Here is a 15,761-nt window from a genome sequence, read left to right on the forward strand (position 1 = left end):
ATGATTTCCAAGTGATCAAGAAGATCTATGATGAGAAGCTCATTGGCGAGATCTACAACATCGAGTCACGCGTACAGGGCTCACGGGGAATCCCAGGAGACTGGCGTCATGAAAAGGCTCATGGCGGCGGAATGATGCTCGACTGGGGCGTGCATCTGATTGACCGTATTATGGTGATGGTAAACGAAAAGCTAACCAAGCTTTATTGTGAAATGAGCTATGTATGGCAGGGAGAATGCGACGACGGCTTCAAGCTGATGCTTACCTTTGAGAGCGGACGCACGGCATTCATCGAAGTCGGCACCCTTCATTACGCTGCCCTCCCTCTCTGGTACGTGAATGGCATGGAAGGCACAGCCGTTATTCCAGATTGGAATACGAAAGGCGAAATGACTCGTCTCGTCGACTTTGAAGAGAAGGATGCGAAGCCGATTGTGGCTGGCGCAGGCTTTACGAAGACGATGGCGCCGCGCGGGGAAGGCAACGTGGAGAAGCTTCCGCTTCCTGTCGTTGAATCCGACGTGACTGAGTTCTATGCGAACTTTATTGACTGTATGGAAGGCAAAGCAGAGCCATTCATCAAGAACAGCGAAGTGATGCATGTGATGAAGATTATGGAGGCTGCGTTCCAGTCCGCTGAATCTGGACAAGCCATTCATTTTGAATAAGGATACGACGTCGCTCTTGGCTAACGGGCTTTGGGTTCATGTTTTTCATGAATCCAAAGTCTTTTTTTTGTTCCATGAAAACAACTGCATGCTATAATCGATACGTGTTAAAAAGGATTGTAGAAAAGGAGCATCATGGTGTGACACGTTCAAGATATACCCCTTATCTCATGCTGCTGATCGGTGTGTTTGCGATCGCACTGTCAGCAATCTTTATCAAATGGTCGGATGCCCCTACTTCTATCATGGGCATGTATCGGCTCTTATTTACTGTTATCCTGATCGCTCCATTCCTTCGAGGGAATCCTTCATTCGGTCAAGCAAAGAAGTTGTCCCTTCGTGATGTCGGCTTGCTGATTCTTGCAGGCGTCTTTCTCGGACTCCACTTCCTGTTCTGGATGGAGTCGCTCGTCCATACGTCCGTTGCCAGCTCCATGGTTCTGCTGTCGCTGCAGCCTGTCTTCGTCGCTATCGGCTCCTACTGGCTGTTCAAGGAACGGACTCCGCTTAGCGGAGCCATCTGCATGGGGCTTGCGATCGTCGGATCTGCCATCATTGCCTGGGGCGACATCGGCTTATCGAAGCAAGCCCTATATGGCGATCTACTGTCTATTCTCGGCGCACTTGCATATGCCTTGTATATGCTCACTGGACAGTCGCTTAAGGACCGCGTAACGGGCATGCGCTACAGCTTCTGGGTATTTGCGATTGCTGGCGGTCTCTTGCTTATATACAATATCGCGCTAGGCATTTCGCTCACGAATTACCCGCTGCGCGAATGGGGAATCTTCCTGCTGCTTGCCTTGATTCCAACCATTCTTGGACAGCTCCTATTCAATCATCTGCTGCGGTACTTGGAAGCCTCCACAATCTCAATGGCCATTGTCGGAGAGCCGGTATTTGCGATCGCTCTAGCCTACTTTATGCTGGGCGAAGCCGCTACGATGATGCAGATTATTGGAGGGCTTGTGACGCTGGTAGGCATAGGCGGCTACTTCAAGCTGAAATATTCGCATATGATGCAAGGCGCTGCAACGACGCTTCATTTAAGCGCAGGCGAAGGGGAACAAGTGGGGAAGTAGAAATAAAGAATGAAGTACCTTACATGAAATGATCACGCGGACATTCTACATTCTTGGTTCCTATTGAGTTGAAACATACTTAACAGTATTTATTCTTCCAAAGAGATCGCTTTACTGCTTGAGTCTTCTGATTGTATAATTTCCCATGACTTGCACACAATCAAGAAGACATGACGATGGATGCAAGCACCAAAAATATAGATAGATCGGAGTTATGCACATGCGCAGCCTAACTTTATTACGAGAACCCAAGCAGCGCAAGCTGCTGTTTAATGCAGGGCTTAGCTGGCTGTTCGATGCGATGGATGTTGGACTGGTCTCCTTCATCGTTGCGGCTTTGGCCGTAGAGTGGAGCCTAGGTCCAGAGCAGATCGGCCTGCTCACCTCCATTAATTCCATCGGCATGGCGTTCGGAGCAGCCATTGCAGGCTCCCTGGCAGACCGCTATGGACGTCGAGACGTTCTTGTCTTGACGCTGCTCGTCTTCTCGGTCGCAAGCGGACTGTCTGCGCTCGTATCGAGCTTCCTCATCTTATGCATTCTGCGCTTTATTGCAGGCTTTGGCCTTGGCGGCGAGCTTCCGGTAGCCTCAACTCTAGTATCGGAATCCGTCCCTGCTAAGGAGCGCGGCAGAGCAGTCGTCCTCCTGGAGAGCTTCTGGGCGATCGGCTGGATCGTGGCAGCCTTGGTCGCTTACTTTATCATTCCGGACTTTGGCTGGAGAGTCGCCTTCCTCATCAGTGCGGTTCCTGCCTTATTCGCCTTGTATCTGAGAAAGGCAATTCCTGATTCGCCTGCTTTCGAAAAGCAGCAAATCAAGAAGATTCCCTTCAAGGTGCGTATGTCATCGGTATGGTCAACCAAGCATCGCCGTTCGACCATGATGCTGTGGATTCTATGGTTTACGGTCGTCTTTTCGTACTACGGCATGTTCTTATGGCTGCCAACGGTAATGGTCATGAAAGGGTTTGAACTCGTCAAGAGCTTTCAGTACGTGCTCATTATTACGTTAGCGCAGCTACCCGGATACTTCACGGCAGCTTACTTTATTGAGAAGCTTGGACGCAAGTTCGTGCTTGTTACCTATCTTCTCATGACGGCAGTCAGTGCGATCTGGTTTGGACTAGCTACGTCAGAAGGGATGCTTATTGCAGCAGGAGCATGCTTGTCCTTCTTTAATCTTGGGGCATGGGGCGGCATGTATGCTTATACTCCTGAGCTGTATCCCACTCAAGTTCGGTCAACCGGTGTCGGCTTTGCAGCCTCATTTGGACGGGTGGGCGGCGTGATTGGCCCTTATCTCGTCGGCATGCTGGTTGCGCGCGGCTCTTCACTTAACGTAATCTTCGTCGTATTCTTTATCGCGATCTTAATCGGCGCATTAGCTGTATTATTTCTTGGCAAAGAAACGAAGGGCATCGATCCGGATGCTGAGGCCGCTTCTGCAAGTTAAACGTTAAATGAAGGTTATCGTGATACATCATAAGTGCTCTGCTGAAGCCAACGCTTCTAGGGGGCACTTTTTTATATGTTTTGAGTTAGCTAAAAAATAATAGCTACTTCTATGTAGGTGTTCATATCCCTGAAGTCTCTGCACGTCCCTATCTATTGCCTACCCTATCTAAAATCGCCACTTCCCCCTAGTACCCGCCATTCAGCGAACTTTCAGCCGAGCTTCATCTTCCTTTCATATGCTCACACTACAATAATGCCATAGCCCATATCCCACACCTTAATACGTGATATTAATACGAGGAGGGAGCGACCATTACGCCATCAGGACGAAAGCGCATGCTGCTGCCTGTCATCTCCTGCTTCATCATCTTCATGCTGTTGCTCGCATACGGCTTAGCCGATCGATATCTTATCGAGCATGCAGAGCAGGTCGTTCACACCGATAAAGAGCCCGGAACAAGCATAGGACGAGCCATGGATGCTCAGGCAGACGATTGGAATTATACCAGCGACGAGGTAGAGATTCATATCAAGGAGATGCAGCAAGGAGACGGCACAGATCTTGTGACTTACTTTGTCGCAGATGTCAAAATGAAAGATGCCTCGCATCTAAAGACCGCCTTTGCAAAGGATACATTTGGCCGCAACATCGTAGAGCCTACATCGCAGATCGCCCAAAAACATAACGCTCTTCTTGCGATAAACGGCGATTATTATGGGTTCCGCAGCGATGGGCTTACCATTCGCAACGGAACGCTGTATCGCGACGAGCCTGCACGTGACGGGCTTGCCTTTTATGCTGATGGCTTGATGAAGAGCTTCGACGAATTAAGCATCTCTTCGAAGGAGCTTTTGCAGAGCGGTGTGACCCATACATTCTCATTTGGTCCTGTTCTGGTTACTAACGGAGAGATTGCAGGAGACTTCGAGCATGTCAAAGTCGATACCAACTTCGGCAATCACTCCATTCAAGCCGCCAATCCCAGAACCGGAGTCGGCTATCTAGCCCCGAATCATTATGTCTTTGTCATTGTGGATGGGCGAAAGGAAAACTACAGCCGAGGCATGACCCTGACTGAATTCGCGCAGGTCTTTCAAGACCTTGGCTGTACGGAAGCTTATAACCTTGATGGCGGCGGATCTTCAACGCTCTACTTTAGGGGCCGCGTCGTGAATAATCCATTAGGCAGAGAGAAAGAAAGATCCGTTAGCGACATTCTGTACGTAACCGAATAAAATCGCTTTTTTAGCCCTTTTATTGATGCTATGAACAGCAACTTTGATAACAAGGAGGCGGTGATCATGGCAATCCTGATCCCTTCCTATGAGCCCAATGAACGACTCTTGCATCTTATTGCAGAGCTTCAGGAGCGCACTCATGAACGTATTATTATCGTAGATGACGGCAGTGGAGAGAAGTACAGCACGCTGTTTCGACTCGCTAAAGATTCTGGCTGCATTGTCCTTACCCATGTAACGAATCAAGGCAAAGGACGAGCCTTGAAGACAGGATTCAGCTATCTCCGGGAGCAGGGAGACTTAAGCGGTGTGGTCTGTGCGGATAGCGATGGACAGCACCAAGCGGATGATATTGTACGTGTGGCCGAGGCCATTCAGCAATATCCCGGACATCTCATTCTAGGGAGCCGGGCGTTTACAGGAACGATTCCGCTTCGCAGCCGCTTAGGCAACCGGCTCACACAGCGACTCTTTAGCTTTGCTACCGGGGTCACGATACGCGATACCCAGACAGGACTTCGTGGTATTCCTAGCACAATGCTGGATTGGCTGTGCCATATTCCTGGCAATCGCTTTGAGTATGAGATGAATATGCTCGTTCAAGCCTATGAGGATCGAATCCCGATTCATGAAGTCTATATTGAAACGATCTACATGGAGAATAATCGCAGCTCTCATTTTCGCCCTATACGAGATTCTGCACGCGTCTATTGGCCGTTCCTGAAGTTCGGTTCCAGCGCCATTACTGCGGCCATTCTAGACACCGTGATGCTGCTATATCTCCAGTACATTACGTCGAATCTCTTCGTGTCTGTCATTGCGGCACGCATACTCAGCTCAGTCTATAACTTTATGATGAATCGACACTTTGTCTTTGCGAGAGGAACGGATACCGCGGTTCGCCAATCGTTCTCCAGATATGCAGCACTGGCCGTACTCATCCTATGTTTGAATTATGGATTCATCTATGTGTACTACGAACGGCTGGGAATCCCCCTCCTTGTCGCCAAGCTGATGACCGAAGCATCGCTGCTTATCTTCAGCTACTGGATGCAGCGGAAATATGTCTTCCGCGCTCAGCAGCATTAATGAACCGATGCAGTGTTTTCCATCAAAAAAGAACTCCTGCTCCCATTCAGCATCTTTAAGAAGCTTGAGGAGTCAGGAGTTTTATTATTTATCGTTATGGAAGGGTGTTAAGAACCGGCTTTACTGTCTTCGCAAAATTATAATTGCTCGTCTTATCCCAGTTGATCGACCATGTCATTGCCCCGCGGAAATCTGGATACTTGGCAACCGGCTTATAGGTGCCGCAGCTCTCGCCTGTTGTGAGGCATTTAAGGGCATTGCCTACTACAGAAGGCTGAACATAGCCGCCGCCCGCAGCAGAACTTACTGCTGGCAGACCAAGTCCAAGCTGTGAAGGCTCTACCCATTGCATGGTCAGATCCGTAAGTGCTGTCAAGAAATCAATTGTGCCTTGCGAATAGCATTTGCCGTCTCGACCAAGCATACAGCCTGAATTGTAATACTGTACATTGATGACCGTCGTCAAATCCTTCAAGTTGCGATACAGCTGCATATAAGTGGTGTTTGCATTTTGCATATCAATTGTTTGCGGGGCCATCGTCAAAATGAAGCTAGAGCCTACCTTCTGCTGCAATTGACGAATTGCGGTTGTCAGGTTGGCTACGTTCATGCCGTTCTCGAGATCAATATCCACGCCATCAAGGCCAAACTGGGTAATGATGCCGTACATGCTGTTGACGAAGTTGTCGATGTTTGGGGATGCGCTGTTTAGATTGATATTTCCTTTTTCACCGCCAATGGAGATGATGACCTTCTTTCCTTGCGCTTGCTTGGCTTGAATATCGTTAATGAGATCTGCATTCGAGTAGCCGCCAAGCGCAGTGGACAATGGACCATCCACATTAAAGGTAACGCCGCCTGGCTTCGTAAGATCCATATCTGCAAAGGACAATGCAATAATGTCATATTCGCTTGGAACTTCACTCAGCTTAATATTCGCGGAGCCATTGATGAAGTTATGCCAGTAGCCCGTGAGAGTGTGCTTAGGCACGGATCCGCCGCCACCTGCTGGAGATGTTGTCGCCGCAACGCTGCTGCTGGCAGCTGAGACATTGCCTGCTGCATCCTTAGCCGTTACCTTGAAGATGTAGGAGGTTCCAGCAGTTAGCCCAGTCACGGTAGCCGTCGTACCGGTTACAGATTGGTTAACCGCTGATCCTAAGTAGACGTCGTAGCCTGTGACGCCTACATTATCGGTGGAAGCAGTCCACGTCAAGGATACACTCGTCTTCGTCACGCCTGTTACCGCAAGGTTCGTCGGTGCAGTTGGCGCTTGCGTGTCCGTGCCGCCGCCTGTGCCGCTAGTGGCCACATTCAGCGTATTGCTTGCTGGGGACAGATTGCCGGCCGCATCCTTTGCTTTTACGGTGAAGGCATAGGCTGTGCTTGCTGCAAGACCTGTTGCATTGTAGCTTAAGGTGCTGCCAGTTACAGTGCCCACTTGAGAAGCTCCCTGGTAAATGACATACTGGCTCACGCCCACATTATCGGTTGAGGCATCCCATGCTAGAGCCACGCTGCTGGATGTTACATTAGTGGATCGCAAATTCGATGGAGCTGTTGGCGCCTGCGTGTCCGGCGCACTCTGCGTCAGCTTCCACAGCGCAGGCACATTAGGTGGCTCCCAGCCTGGTAAAGAAGTATGCGGTTGTATGACTTGATACGTCTTGCCGCCATAATTAGCCGTATCATTGACGGCATAGGAAACGTACGGAGCCCATTCCCCTCGATCCGCGGCTATAGCCATAGCTGGCAGCAAGCCAAGACATAGTACAATCGTCAATAAGAGCGAGATCCATTTCTTTTGACGCTGCAGCGTTCTTATTACTCCGCTTGATGTTCTCATCATCTTTCCTCCTTTGTCTTCACTTCAAGATAACGTGCCGGAAATCTCGGATCCGTCACCTCCTCGTTCAAGTTTCATCGCTTCGCTTTAACCTCTATGTGAATGCAAGAAGCATGGAAGCCAATAGTAGAAGACAGCGTGACTTAAGGAATGTGAAGCCTACATCCATTCAAAGTGGTAGACAGAGAAAGGAACCACCGATTGGCTTGGGTACAGCAGGCTCATTGTTCAAGCATGCACAGCGAATCATGAAAGCGTTATCAAATGATGTAGAATAAAAGCGTATTTCAAACCATGAATGGTTAGACATATGCTAAAAGGGCTTTAACTTATTCGCAATAATATTCATTCATCTGATCAAAAGGGTGTGCTTGTCTACTGTAATCACTTAAGAAGGGAAGCCTGCTGTAATAAGGTGACGTGCTACAACGATTGCATGCGTTCGACATTGGGGTGTGCGATCCGAAATCAATAGTGAGGAAAAAAAGGTGAAAGACTATTGGTGAACCTAATATTAATACGCCTTTGCCCATTTGACAAGAACCAAATCTAATACTAATCGCTGCTTTATAAGCAGAAATAATAATTGCTCATGGGGAATGTAAGATTTGACAGTCGTTTTTAAGATGTGCTACCATTTTTATACCGACTAGTCAGTTTGAGAATAGACAGAGCAAAAGGGGTATTAGACCATTGAGTAAAGAAAAGATTATACACGCCGCGATGGAGGTATTTTCAGAACACGGCTATCACAGGGCCAGTATGGATGAGATTGCGTTACGAGCGCAGGTTGCGAAGGGAACTCTTTATTACAACTTTCCAGGCAAGGCTCAGCTATTTAAGACCATTGTGAAGCAGGCGCTGCAGGACATTATCAATCATACCTGTCAGAACCTTGATAATACGACCTTGTCCATCGAGGAACAGATACGCTACATCATTCGTCATAACCTAGATGTGATGCTTGAATCCAGAAATGTGGCTCATATCATTTTTAATGAGCTGTCGAATGGAATCGAGCAAGAGGTGCTTGATGAGATTAAGGATTTAAGACGCGAGTATCTTGGCTTTATTACGGAGCTGCTGGAGGAAGGAAAACGTTCCGGATACATTGTAAATGTGCTGCCGATGGTAGCCGCTTCAGGCGTTATCGGGATGCTGCAAAGCGCCTGCAATTATTACTTAACCAATCCGGACAGCATGACAAGAGAGGATTTGGAGCAGTCGCTCTTTGTCATGATCACCAAAGGCTTGTTATCCCATTCGTGAGTAGCAAGCCTACTCTTTTACCTACTTTTGCACTGACTAGTCAGTTTGAATGTTATCCTATACGAAAGCGAGGTTTCTCTATGGATTGGAACCAACCGGAAATTCTGCCTTTAAGCAAGTTCAAGGAAATGCGACATACCTCCCCTGTACATTTCTTGGATCAGGGTGAAGTTTGGGATTTGTATCGTTATGAGGACGTAAAGGAAGCCTTCACGAACTATGCTATCTTCTCCTCCCAAGGATCAGAGAATCCAAAAGAGCCGATTGATTCCAGCATCCTTAGACAGGATCCTCCAAAGCACAGGCAGCTCCGCATGCTGGTCTCCCAAGCGTTTACGCCACGGGTTATCGAAGGCCTTGCCCCAAAGATTACTTCGATTACGCACGCGCTCCTGGATGAAGCAGAGCAGGCACGCAGCATTGATGCACTCACTTCTCTTGCAAGTCCGCTTCCCATCACGGTGATTGCCGAAATGCTGGGTGTCTCGATTGAAGACCGTGAGCAATTCCGATCGTGGTCCGATGCGCTTGTTGGAACGGATCATGAGGCCTACTTAAAGGCTCAGCAAGAGATGACGGATTATTTCAACACCATCATTGAAGAGCGCCGGCGTGAGCCTCAGGATGATCTGATTACGAATCTCGTGCAGGCCAGAGTAGAAGGAGAATCCCTTAGTGAAATCGAGCTAATCGGCTTCTGCATTCTTTTGCTTGTAGCCGGCAATGAGACGACGACCAATCTCATCAATTCCTCGTTGCTCTGCATAGACAGCCTGCCTGATGTAAGAGAAGCGCTCTTGGCCGATCGATCACTTATCCCAGGAACTTTAGAGGAAGTATTCCGCTACTGCTCCCCTGTGCAGCAAATGTTCCGCGAAGTCAAACAGGATGTGGAGTTAAGCGGACAGGTATTGCGTGCAGGACAATTCGTAAGGATGTGGATCGGATCTGCTAATCATGACGAGACCATCTTTGATCAGCCGGATCAATTCCATATGCATCGCAGCCCGAACCCTCATCTTGGACTTGGCAGCGGCATTCATTATTGCTTGGGCGCTCAGCTCGCCCGGCTGGAATCTAGAATTATGCTTGAGGCGATTCTTGAACGCTTCCCTCACTTCCATAGAGACCGTGAGATTCCGCTTGAGCGAACAGACAGTCAAATGATGTTCGCCTTAAAGAGACTGCCTATCCACTTGTATTAAAACGGGAAACATACACATCCTGCCCCATTCGATTGGCATGTACAGATCCAAATTATAAGCGCATCCTATTGCAGCAAATGATGGTGAAAGGTTAATAAAGAAGGGATAGCTCAAAAACAGCCATCCCTTCTCTTTGCGTATGAAATTAGAATCATGCTGTGCAATTGCTGACTCCTTGTACGGTTAATGGCCTACACGTTCCGAAGTGGAGGTCGTAATAGGTGCGTCTCTTTTCGAATCCAGCGTAATCCATATAAGTCCTGCCGCCATGAAGAGAGCTCCAATTCCCTGCCAGACGGATACCGTCTCTCCAAAGAAAAAGTATCCTGCAACCATTGCCGCAGCAGGGGTGACATATCGAAAGAAGCTGGATCGCGCAGCCCCTACTTTAAGCATACTGGCATTCCAAACGACAAAGGCAAATAATGTACTAAAGAACACATTATACATTATCGCGATATAGCCGCCTGAAGATAGGGTCGCCCACTCTACCTTTTCCCAGGAGCCGAATGTAAAAGGAAGCATGAACAGTGCGCCGAACATGATGTACCAGGCACTGACTCTTAGCGCCGAATATCGCTTGATCAGCGGCAAGCAAGCCAGATTGAACAAAGCGCCAACGATACTGATCCCTAAGGCAAGCAAATTGCCGAACATATGATTCGAGGATAGATCAAAGCCCTGATCTCCTCCAAGAATCACAAAGCCGACCCCTATCATCGCCGCGATACCGCCGGTGACCAGCCGAGCCGTAACGCGTTCGCCCATAAAGATCGTGCCGAAGATAGCCGTAAAAATCGGCCATGGCGCAACATTAAGCAGCGAGGAGTTGGCGAGTGTCGTGTATTTGATCGAGTACATCGTCGCAATCTCGAGCCCGGTTACACCCACCAAGCCGATCAATGCGAGCTGAAGTGCAACCTTGATCGGAACCCCTACGCTCCCCTCCCTCATCTTGAGCAGCACAAAAAAGAAGGGAATCGTGAGACCAAAGCGAAGGAAGGTAAATAAGACCGGATCGAACAGCTCCATCGCTTGCTTGGATACTGCAAAGTTCGTTCCCCAAATAGCGGCGACAATGACAAGTCCCGCATAATACATCCATTTTCGTTCCATGGTGATAGCATTCTCCATCCTATATTCATTGGATATGGCCGAATATATATGATCTACATTGTGAATCAAGTAACTTAAACTTGCAATACCTTTTATTTATTCCATTAACGATTCCATACCTAAACAAAAAGCCGACCTCATGCGGTCGGCTAACTTGACGATGAACAAACGATGATGGATATCCCATAGTCTTGCTCTAATGGTGGATTGAAAGGCAGAATGTCTCTCTTCCTACTCTTCTTTTTGACTTGCAATTCCGGTATTCGGAAGAACCGGAAGCATTTTTTCACCTTTCACCATTGGAGATTGACAATGAGGGCAGGTTGGGTTGTTATCGAATGAGAAGTTGTCTCTCATCCATCCATTGCACGAGTCACTCGTGCAAGACCAGATCGCCGTCATCTCCTCAGCAATTTCATCCATTGGTCTCTTTCGTGAATGGTACATGTTAGCATCCCTCTTTCTCTTCTAGAATGGTGAGCTGCACCTACAGCATGAAAAAAGTGAGAAAACCTCTACCGAGGCCTTTCAATAATGAAGACCGCGTATAGAGGCTCATTTTCTCGCCAATAAGAATTTCAAATTTCTACAAAGTGAAATTTTGTAAACTCTTATGTGGAAAAAATGCTCCAAACGCGAAGTTTGGAGCATGGTGACTGACTTACAGTTTAACTACGTTTTCAGCTTGTGGTCCGCGGTTGCCTTGTACCACGTTGAATTCTACGCGTTGGCCTTCATCCAAAGACTTGTAGCCGTCGCCTACGATTGCGCTGAAGTGTACGAATACATCGTTGCCGCCTTCAACTTCGATAAATCCAAAACCTTTTTCTGCGTTAAACCATTTTACTGTTCCTGTTTCCATGAGTGTTACCTCCATATTATATTAATTACATGACCTCTATATTCCGTAAAAAATAAAAATCACATATTGTACAAGGCTACTCACATAAAATAATAACCCTCTACAATATGTGACTTTAGGGATCAGGTCATATTCTTATTATTATGAATAATACCACAGATTTATTTGTTTTGCAACTCCCCCGCTTTACTGCATCCAAGCGGCAATTTCCAAGCCATGGTTCTAAGGATCAAGAGCCGAATAGCCGCTATCCGTCGCTGCGACTCGGCTATCCGAAACTCTTATAGGAGAAACCATACCTTGATCCATACATAATCATCCATTAGATTTTCCGAATATCACGCGAAACATACGGCTAATCATCGGATGAATCACAGAAACATGTCCTTCGCCCTCGATGAGGTCATAGGAGGAATGAAGTCCTTTATCGGCAAAAGAGTGGAGCAGCTCATGCATATGCCCAGCATCCTCAATCATACCGGCTTTCTCCTCTCCTCCTATGGAAAGCACGACCCTGGCTTGGACCGCTTCCTGATTCAAGGCTGGAAGCCACTCACGGTATTCGTGCATGATCGCCTGCTTATTCCACCAGATGGACGGGCTTCCTGCGATATACGTATGGAAGGCACCCGGCATCTCCTTAAGCGCAAATAACGCAAAAAGACCGCCTAGGGAGTGCCCAAATAAAGCACGACGCTTCGCATTGACAGGATAGCGAGCTTCAATCAGCGGCTGAAGCTCACCGACGATAAAGCGAAGAAATGCTTCCGCGCCGCCTGTCTCTGGCCAAGGCGTACCATCGGGACGCATGGAATCAGCGTGCGCAAGCGTCGTAAAGTCGTAGAAGCGCCGGTCAGCTACAAAAGGCTCGTCGGAATCGTAACCGATGCCCACGATCATGCCCGGCTCAAGGCCAAGCGGATGTCTTGACTGCATCCGCATCGCTTCTGACAGGGAGCCGAAGTACGCATTGCCATCCAGCGCGTACAAGATCGGGTATCCGTCTTCTGAAGCAGGCTTTACTGGGACGTAGACGAAGATGCGATAGACTCGTCCCGTATGCTTCGACATAACGGTAAACGTATCAGTGCCTGGCTGGGTGTATCTTGAAGCTGTCGGACTTTGGACATGCCCTTCTGTCACAGCTGCTGTGGAACCATACAGCCAGTGGAGCGCATCGATGAATCTTCTCGTCATAAACAGCCCGTCATGGGTGCCGCCTGCGTCCAACTCGAAACGAAGCTGCTCGCTCGGAAATCCCTTCTCCAGCCACCTTCTTTGGACCGCCACATTATTCGGCACCATATGCTGTTGGATGCTCTGCTTATAGAGGCCTTCCGCACTGCCTACGCTCATGTATAGTCGAAGCTCACTTGCTGGCGCTGCTTGCTCCTCCACGAAGGATAGTACGCCTTCATACCAGCAGGACGTAGACAGCATGCCGATCAGACCAAAGGTATCGGGTCGCCAGTAAGCAGCGAACATGGAGATCAGTCCGCCGAAGGATCCTCCCATGATCGCCGTATGCTGCTTCGATGGCAGCGTACGATACGACGCGTCGATATATGGCTTGATGGAGTCAGCCAACTCATCGACGTAAGCTCGTCCCTCGCCGCCAAAGGATGGGAAGCCCGGCAGAGTCGGGCCGGCTTTCCAAGGGGTATATTCATGATTGCGGTTATGAGTTTCAATCCCGACAAGAATCAGTTCGGGAAGCTTCCCCTCCCTGAACAGGGAATCCAAATAATTGATGCATGCTTCGAACAGCTCTCCTCCATCCTGAACGTATGCAACCGGATAACGCTCCGTTCCTTGCTCATAGGATGGCGGCAAAGCGATGGACAGCTTTCTATATTGATGAGTGACCGACTGATAGCGATTCATGATGGCCATACTTCCTTCCCTTTATTTTTCAGCACGGACAAGCAAATACACGAAGTAAGGCACCCCGATGACGGAGATGACGATGCCTACAGCCAGCTCGGCTGGTGCGAAGATCGTTTTGCCGATCCAATCACCTACCACAACCATCGCTATGCCAACAGCCCCGCTTACAGGCAAGATATGCCGATGGGAGCGTCCTACCAGCCGCCTCGCCATATGAGGCGCAATCAGACCGACGAAGCCAATGCTTCCGGATACCGATACGCTCGCAGCGACAAGTCCGACGCTGCATACGAGCAGCAAGAGCCGCTCCCGATCAACCGGAAGCCCTAAGCCCTTCGCGCTGATCTCTTCCAGTTGAAGCACATCCAAAGCGCGATAGCGTGTCCAGATCAGCGGCGGCAGGAGAATCACCCAAGGAAGCATCGCCAAGACAAATTTCCAGTTTGCGCTATAGATGCTTCCCGCCAGCCAGACAACCGCCATCTCATAATCCTGCGGGTTCATCTTAAGGGAAACAAACATGGTCACAGCGCCGAAGCCCGTCGTCATGGCAATTCCGACAAGAATTAATCGCTGCGGATCGAGCTCCCCATTCTGCCGTGCGAATAAGACGATGAGCGCACTTGCTGCAAGGCCTCCTATAAGTCCAAAGATCGGCATCATCATAATCGATAACGATCCTGTTAGATCCATTTCTCCGCGGAACAAGAACATGAACAGCACCACCGCCATTCCGGCTCCTGCATTGATGCCAAGAATGCCTGGATCGGCCAGACCATTGCGAGTAATGCCCTGAACGACCGCCCCCGCCATGCCAAGCGCGAACCCGACCAGCATACCCAGTACAATTCGCGGCAAGCGGAATTCGAAGATAACAAGATCATGGTCCGGTACGCGGTCAATGCGAAGCAGTGTCTTCACAATGTCCAAGACAGACAAGTTGAAAGAACCGCTTGTAATGCTTAAATAGATGGCGACTGCCGTGATGCCGCAGCAGACGAGCAATACGATCCACATCCGCATCGCAGGATGTTTAGCCACGTTGTCCGCCTCCCTTCACTCGGATGAGGTACAGGAAGAACGGTACACCGAACAATGCAGTAACGACGCCAATAGGCGTTTCGAACGGGTAATTGATGAATCGGGATAGAATGTCACACAGCGCTAAGAATATCCCGCCAAGCACACCCGACATGATGATGATATTGCGATAATCCGATCCCACTAAGAATCTCGCGATATGCGGAATAATCAGCCCGATAAAGGCGATCTTCCCTGCGAGCGCAACGGAGATTCCTGTTAGTATGATGACAGCGAGCATCGTGAGCCCCTTAATCAGCCTTGTACGCTGACCGAGCCCAGCAGATAGCTCGTCCCCAAGTGATAAGACGGTAATTTGTCTCGCCAAGGATAGCGCGAGGCCAATGCCCACGATGGCAAACGGAATCGCCAGCTTGATAAGCTCAGGGTCAATGCGATGAAGTCGCGCATTATACCAGAAGCTTATATTTTGAGACACTTGATAATAGGTTGCCACAGCGTCTGCTACTCCATTGAGAAATAAGCCGATAATGGTCCCCAGGATCGCAAGCTTAACGGGAGACATTCCCTTTGGAATGACATTGGCTAGACCAAATACAATACTTGCCCCTAGAGCAGAACCAACGAGGGACAGCATAATCATGCTTACCGAATGTTGCTCCGGCAGGAATACCATTCCCATCGTGACGGCAAACACCGATCCGTCCGACACCCCCATAATAGAAGGAGAGGCCAAATAGTTTCTGGTCATCCCTTGCATCAAGGCTCCTGAAATGGCGAGGAACGTCCCGATCAATAACGCGCCAATTACACGCGGCATTCGAGAAAATCGGATAATTTGATGGTCTACATTTTCAGGATCAAAGTGAAAAACAGCATCCCATATTGTAGAAATCTCAATAGGTTTGGAACCATATAATACCGATAATAAAATGATCAATACGACAGCTGCCGGCGCCACCCCGAGGATGACAGCCGGCAACGAAGCCTTTATGCGCATGA

The 15,761-nt window shown here is 48.9% G+C and carries 14 protein-coding genes; 7 read left to right on the forward strand and 7 right to left on the reverse strand.

All coding sequences use genetic code 11. The annotated features are described in order from the left end of the window. The 5 genes from I2H74_RS24690 to I2H74_RS14070 all read left to right on the forward strand — a co-directional run. Window positions 1-668: Gfo/Idh/MocA family protein (locus tag I2H74_RS24690; RefSeq protein WP_267490741.1), on the forward strand; the 668-nt coding region annotated here is incomplete at its 5' end. A 140-nt stretch (window positions 669-808) separates the two neighbouring features. Next, window positions 809-1,750, forward strand: coding sequence for a DMT family transporter (locus tag I2H74_RS14055; RefSeq protein ID WP_324254076.1), 942 nt, complete (start codon window positions 809-811; stop codon window positions 1,748-1,750). Between the two features lie 220 nt (window positions 1,751-1,970). Further along, on the forward strand, window positions 1,971-3,203 hold the full coding sequence (locus tag I2H74_RS14060; protein WP_195574668.1) for an MFS transporter: 1,233 nt from the start codon (window positions 1,971-1,973) through the stop codon (window positions 3,201-3,203). A 338-nt stretch (window positions 3,204-3,541) separates the two neighbouring features. Next, window positions 3,542-4,441 (forward strand): phosphodiester glycosidase family protein, encoded by a 900-nt coding sequence (locus I2H74_RS14065; protein WP_195574670.1) that lies wholly within the window; start codon window positions 3,542-3,544, stop codon window positions 4,439-4,441. A 66-nt stretch (window positions 4,442-4,507) separates the two neighbouring features. Further along, window positions 4,508-5,533, forward strand: coding sequence for a bifunctional glycosyltransferase family 2/GtrA family protein (locus I2H74_RS14070; protein ID WP_195574672.1), 1,026 nt, complete (start codon window positions 4,508-4,510; stop codon window positions 5,531-5,533). 94 nt (window positions 5,534-5,627) lie between these two features. Here I2H74_RS14070 and I2H74_RS14075 read toward each other — a convergent pair whose 3' ends face one another. Beyond that, window positions 5,628-7,382: a fibronectin type III domain-containing protein gene (locus tag I2H74_RS14075; RefSeq protein WP_229106668.1), complete on the reverse strand. Its 1,755-nt coding sequence runs from the start codon at window positions 7,380-7,382 to the stop codon at window positions 5,628-5,630. Window positions 7,383-8,072: 690 nt separating this feature from the next. On the opposite strand from I2H74_RS14075, the gene I2H74_RS14080 reads away from it, so the two are divergent. Both I2H74_RS14080 and I2H74_RS14085 read left to right on the forward strand, forming a co-directional pair. Next, window positions 8,073-8,648 carry a TetR/AcrR family transcriptional regulator gene (locus I2H74_RS14080; RefSeq protein ID WP_195574674.1) on the forward strand — a complete coding sequence of 192 codons (576 nt, stop codon included), beginning with the start codon at window positions 8,073-8,075 and terminating at the stop codon, window positions 8,646-8,648. Window positions 8,649-8,728: 80 nt separating this feature from the next. Further along, on the forward strand, window positions 8,729-9,853 hold the full coding sequence (locus I2H74_RS14085; RefSeq protein WP_195574676.1) for a cytochrome P450: 1,125 nt from the start codon (window positions 8,729-8,731) through the stop codon (window positions 9,851-9,853). Window positions 9,854-10,036: 183 nt separating this feature from the next. On the opposite strand, the gene I2H74_RS14090 is transcribed toward I2H74_RS14085, so the two are convergent. The 6 genes from I2H74_RS14090 to I2H74_RS14115 all read right to left on the reverse strand — a co-directional run bounded on the left by I2H74_RS14090 (window position 10,037) and on the right by I2H74_RS14115 (window position 15,759). Continuing rightward, window positions 10,037-10,969 carry a DMT family transporter gene (locus tag I2H74_RS14090; protein WP_195574678.1) on the reverse strand — a complete coding sequence of 311 codons (933 nt, stop codon included), beginning with the start codon at window positions 10,967-10,969 and terminating at the stop codon, window positions 10,037-10,039. A gap of 231 nt (window positions 10,970-11,200) precedes the next feature. After that, window positions 11,201-11,416: a cold-shock protein gene (locus I2H74_RS14095; protein ID WP_195574680.1), complete on the reverse strand. Its 216-nt coding sequence runs from the start codon at window positions 11,414-11,416 to the stop codon at window positions 11,201-11,203. Between the two features lie 214 nt (window positions 11,417-11,630). Beyond that, window positions 11,631-11,831 (reverse strand): cold-shock protein, encoded by a 201-nt coding sequence (locus tag I2H74_RS14100; protein WP_085495361.1) that lies wholly within the window; start codon window positions 11,829-11,831, stop codon window positions 11,631-11,633. A gap of 315 nt (window positions 11,832-12,146) precedes the next feature. Beyond that, complete coding sequence (locus I2H74_RS14105; RefSeq protein WP_195574682.1) at window positions 12,147-13,715, reverse strand: alpha/beta hydrolase; 1,569 nt, start codon at window positions 13,713-13,715, stop codon at window positions 12,147-12,149. A gap of 21 nt (window positions 13,716-13,736) precedes the next feature. After that, window positions 13,737-14,741, reverse strand: a complete 1,005-nt coding sequence (locus tag I2H74_RS14110) for a FecCD family ABC transporter permease (RefSeq protein WP_195574887.1) — start codon at window positions 14,739-14,741, stop codon at window positions 13,737-13,739. A 10-nt stretch (window positions 14,742-14,751) separates the two neighbouring features. Continuing rightward, complete coding sequence (locus I2H74_RS14115; RefSeq protein ID WP_195574684.1) at window positions 14,752-15,759, reverse strand: FecCD family ABC transporter permease; 1,008 nt, start codon at window positions 15,757-15,759, stop codon at window positions 14,752-14,754. Window positions 15,760-15,761 lie beyond the last annotated feature (2 nt).

This window comes from Paenibacillus sp. 1001270B_150601_E10, assembly GCF_015558675.1.
GTDB lineage: Bacteria > Bacillota > Bacilli > Paenibacillales > Paenibacillaceae > Paenibacillus_B.

Coding starts and splice junctions, on each gene's coding strand:
- I2H74_RS14075 (WP_229106668.1), bottom strand. CDS start 7,382: ATGATGAGAACATCAAGCGGAGTAATAAGAACGCTGCAGCGTCAAAAG.
- I2H74_RS14095 (WP_195574680.1), bottom strand. CDS start 11,416: ATGTACCATTCACGAAAGAGACCAATGGATGAAATTGCTGAGGAGATG.
- I2H74_RS14090 (WP_195574678.1), bottom strand. CDS start 10,969: ATGGAACGAAAATGGATGTATTATGCGGGACTTGTCATTGTCGCCGCT.
- I2H74_RS14065 (WP_195574670.1), top strand. CDS start 3,542: ATGCTGCTGCCTGTCATCTCCTGCTTCATCATCTTCATGCTGTTGCTC.
- I2H74_RS14060 (WP_195574668.1), top strand. CDS start 1,971: ATGCGCAGCCTAACTTTATTACGAGAACCCAAGCAGCGCAAGCTGCTG.
- I2H74_RS14110 (WP_195574887.1), bottom strand. CDS start 14,741: ATGCGGATGTGGATCGTATTGCTCGTCTGCTGCGGCATCACGGCAGTC.
- I2H74_RS14085 (WP_195574676.1), top strand. CDS start 8,729: ATGGATTGGAACCAACCGGAAATTCTGCCTTTAAGCAAGTTCAAGGAA.
- I2H74_RS14115 (WP_195574684.1), bottom strand. CDS start 15,759: ATGCGCATAAAGGCTTCGTTGCCGGCTGTCATCCTCGGGGTGGCGCCG.
- I2H74_RS14105 (WP_195574682.1), bottom strand. CDS start 13,715: ATGAATCGCTATCAGTCGGTCACTCATCAATATAGAAAGCTGTCCATC.
- I2H74_RS14070 (WP_195574672.1), top strand. CDS start 4,508: ATGGCAATCCTGATCCCTTCCTATGAGCCCAATGAACGACTCTTGCAT.
- I2H74_RS14100 (WP_085495361.1), bottom strand. CDS start 11,831: ATGGAAACAGGAACAGTAAAATGGTTTAACGCAGAAAAAGGTTTTGGA.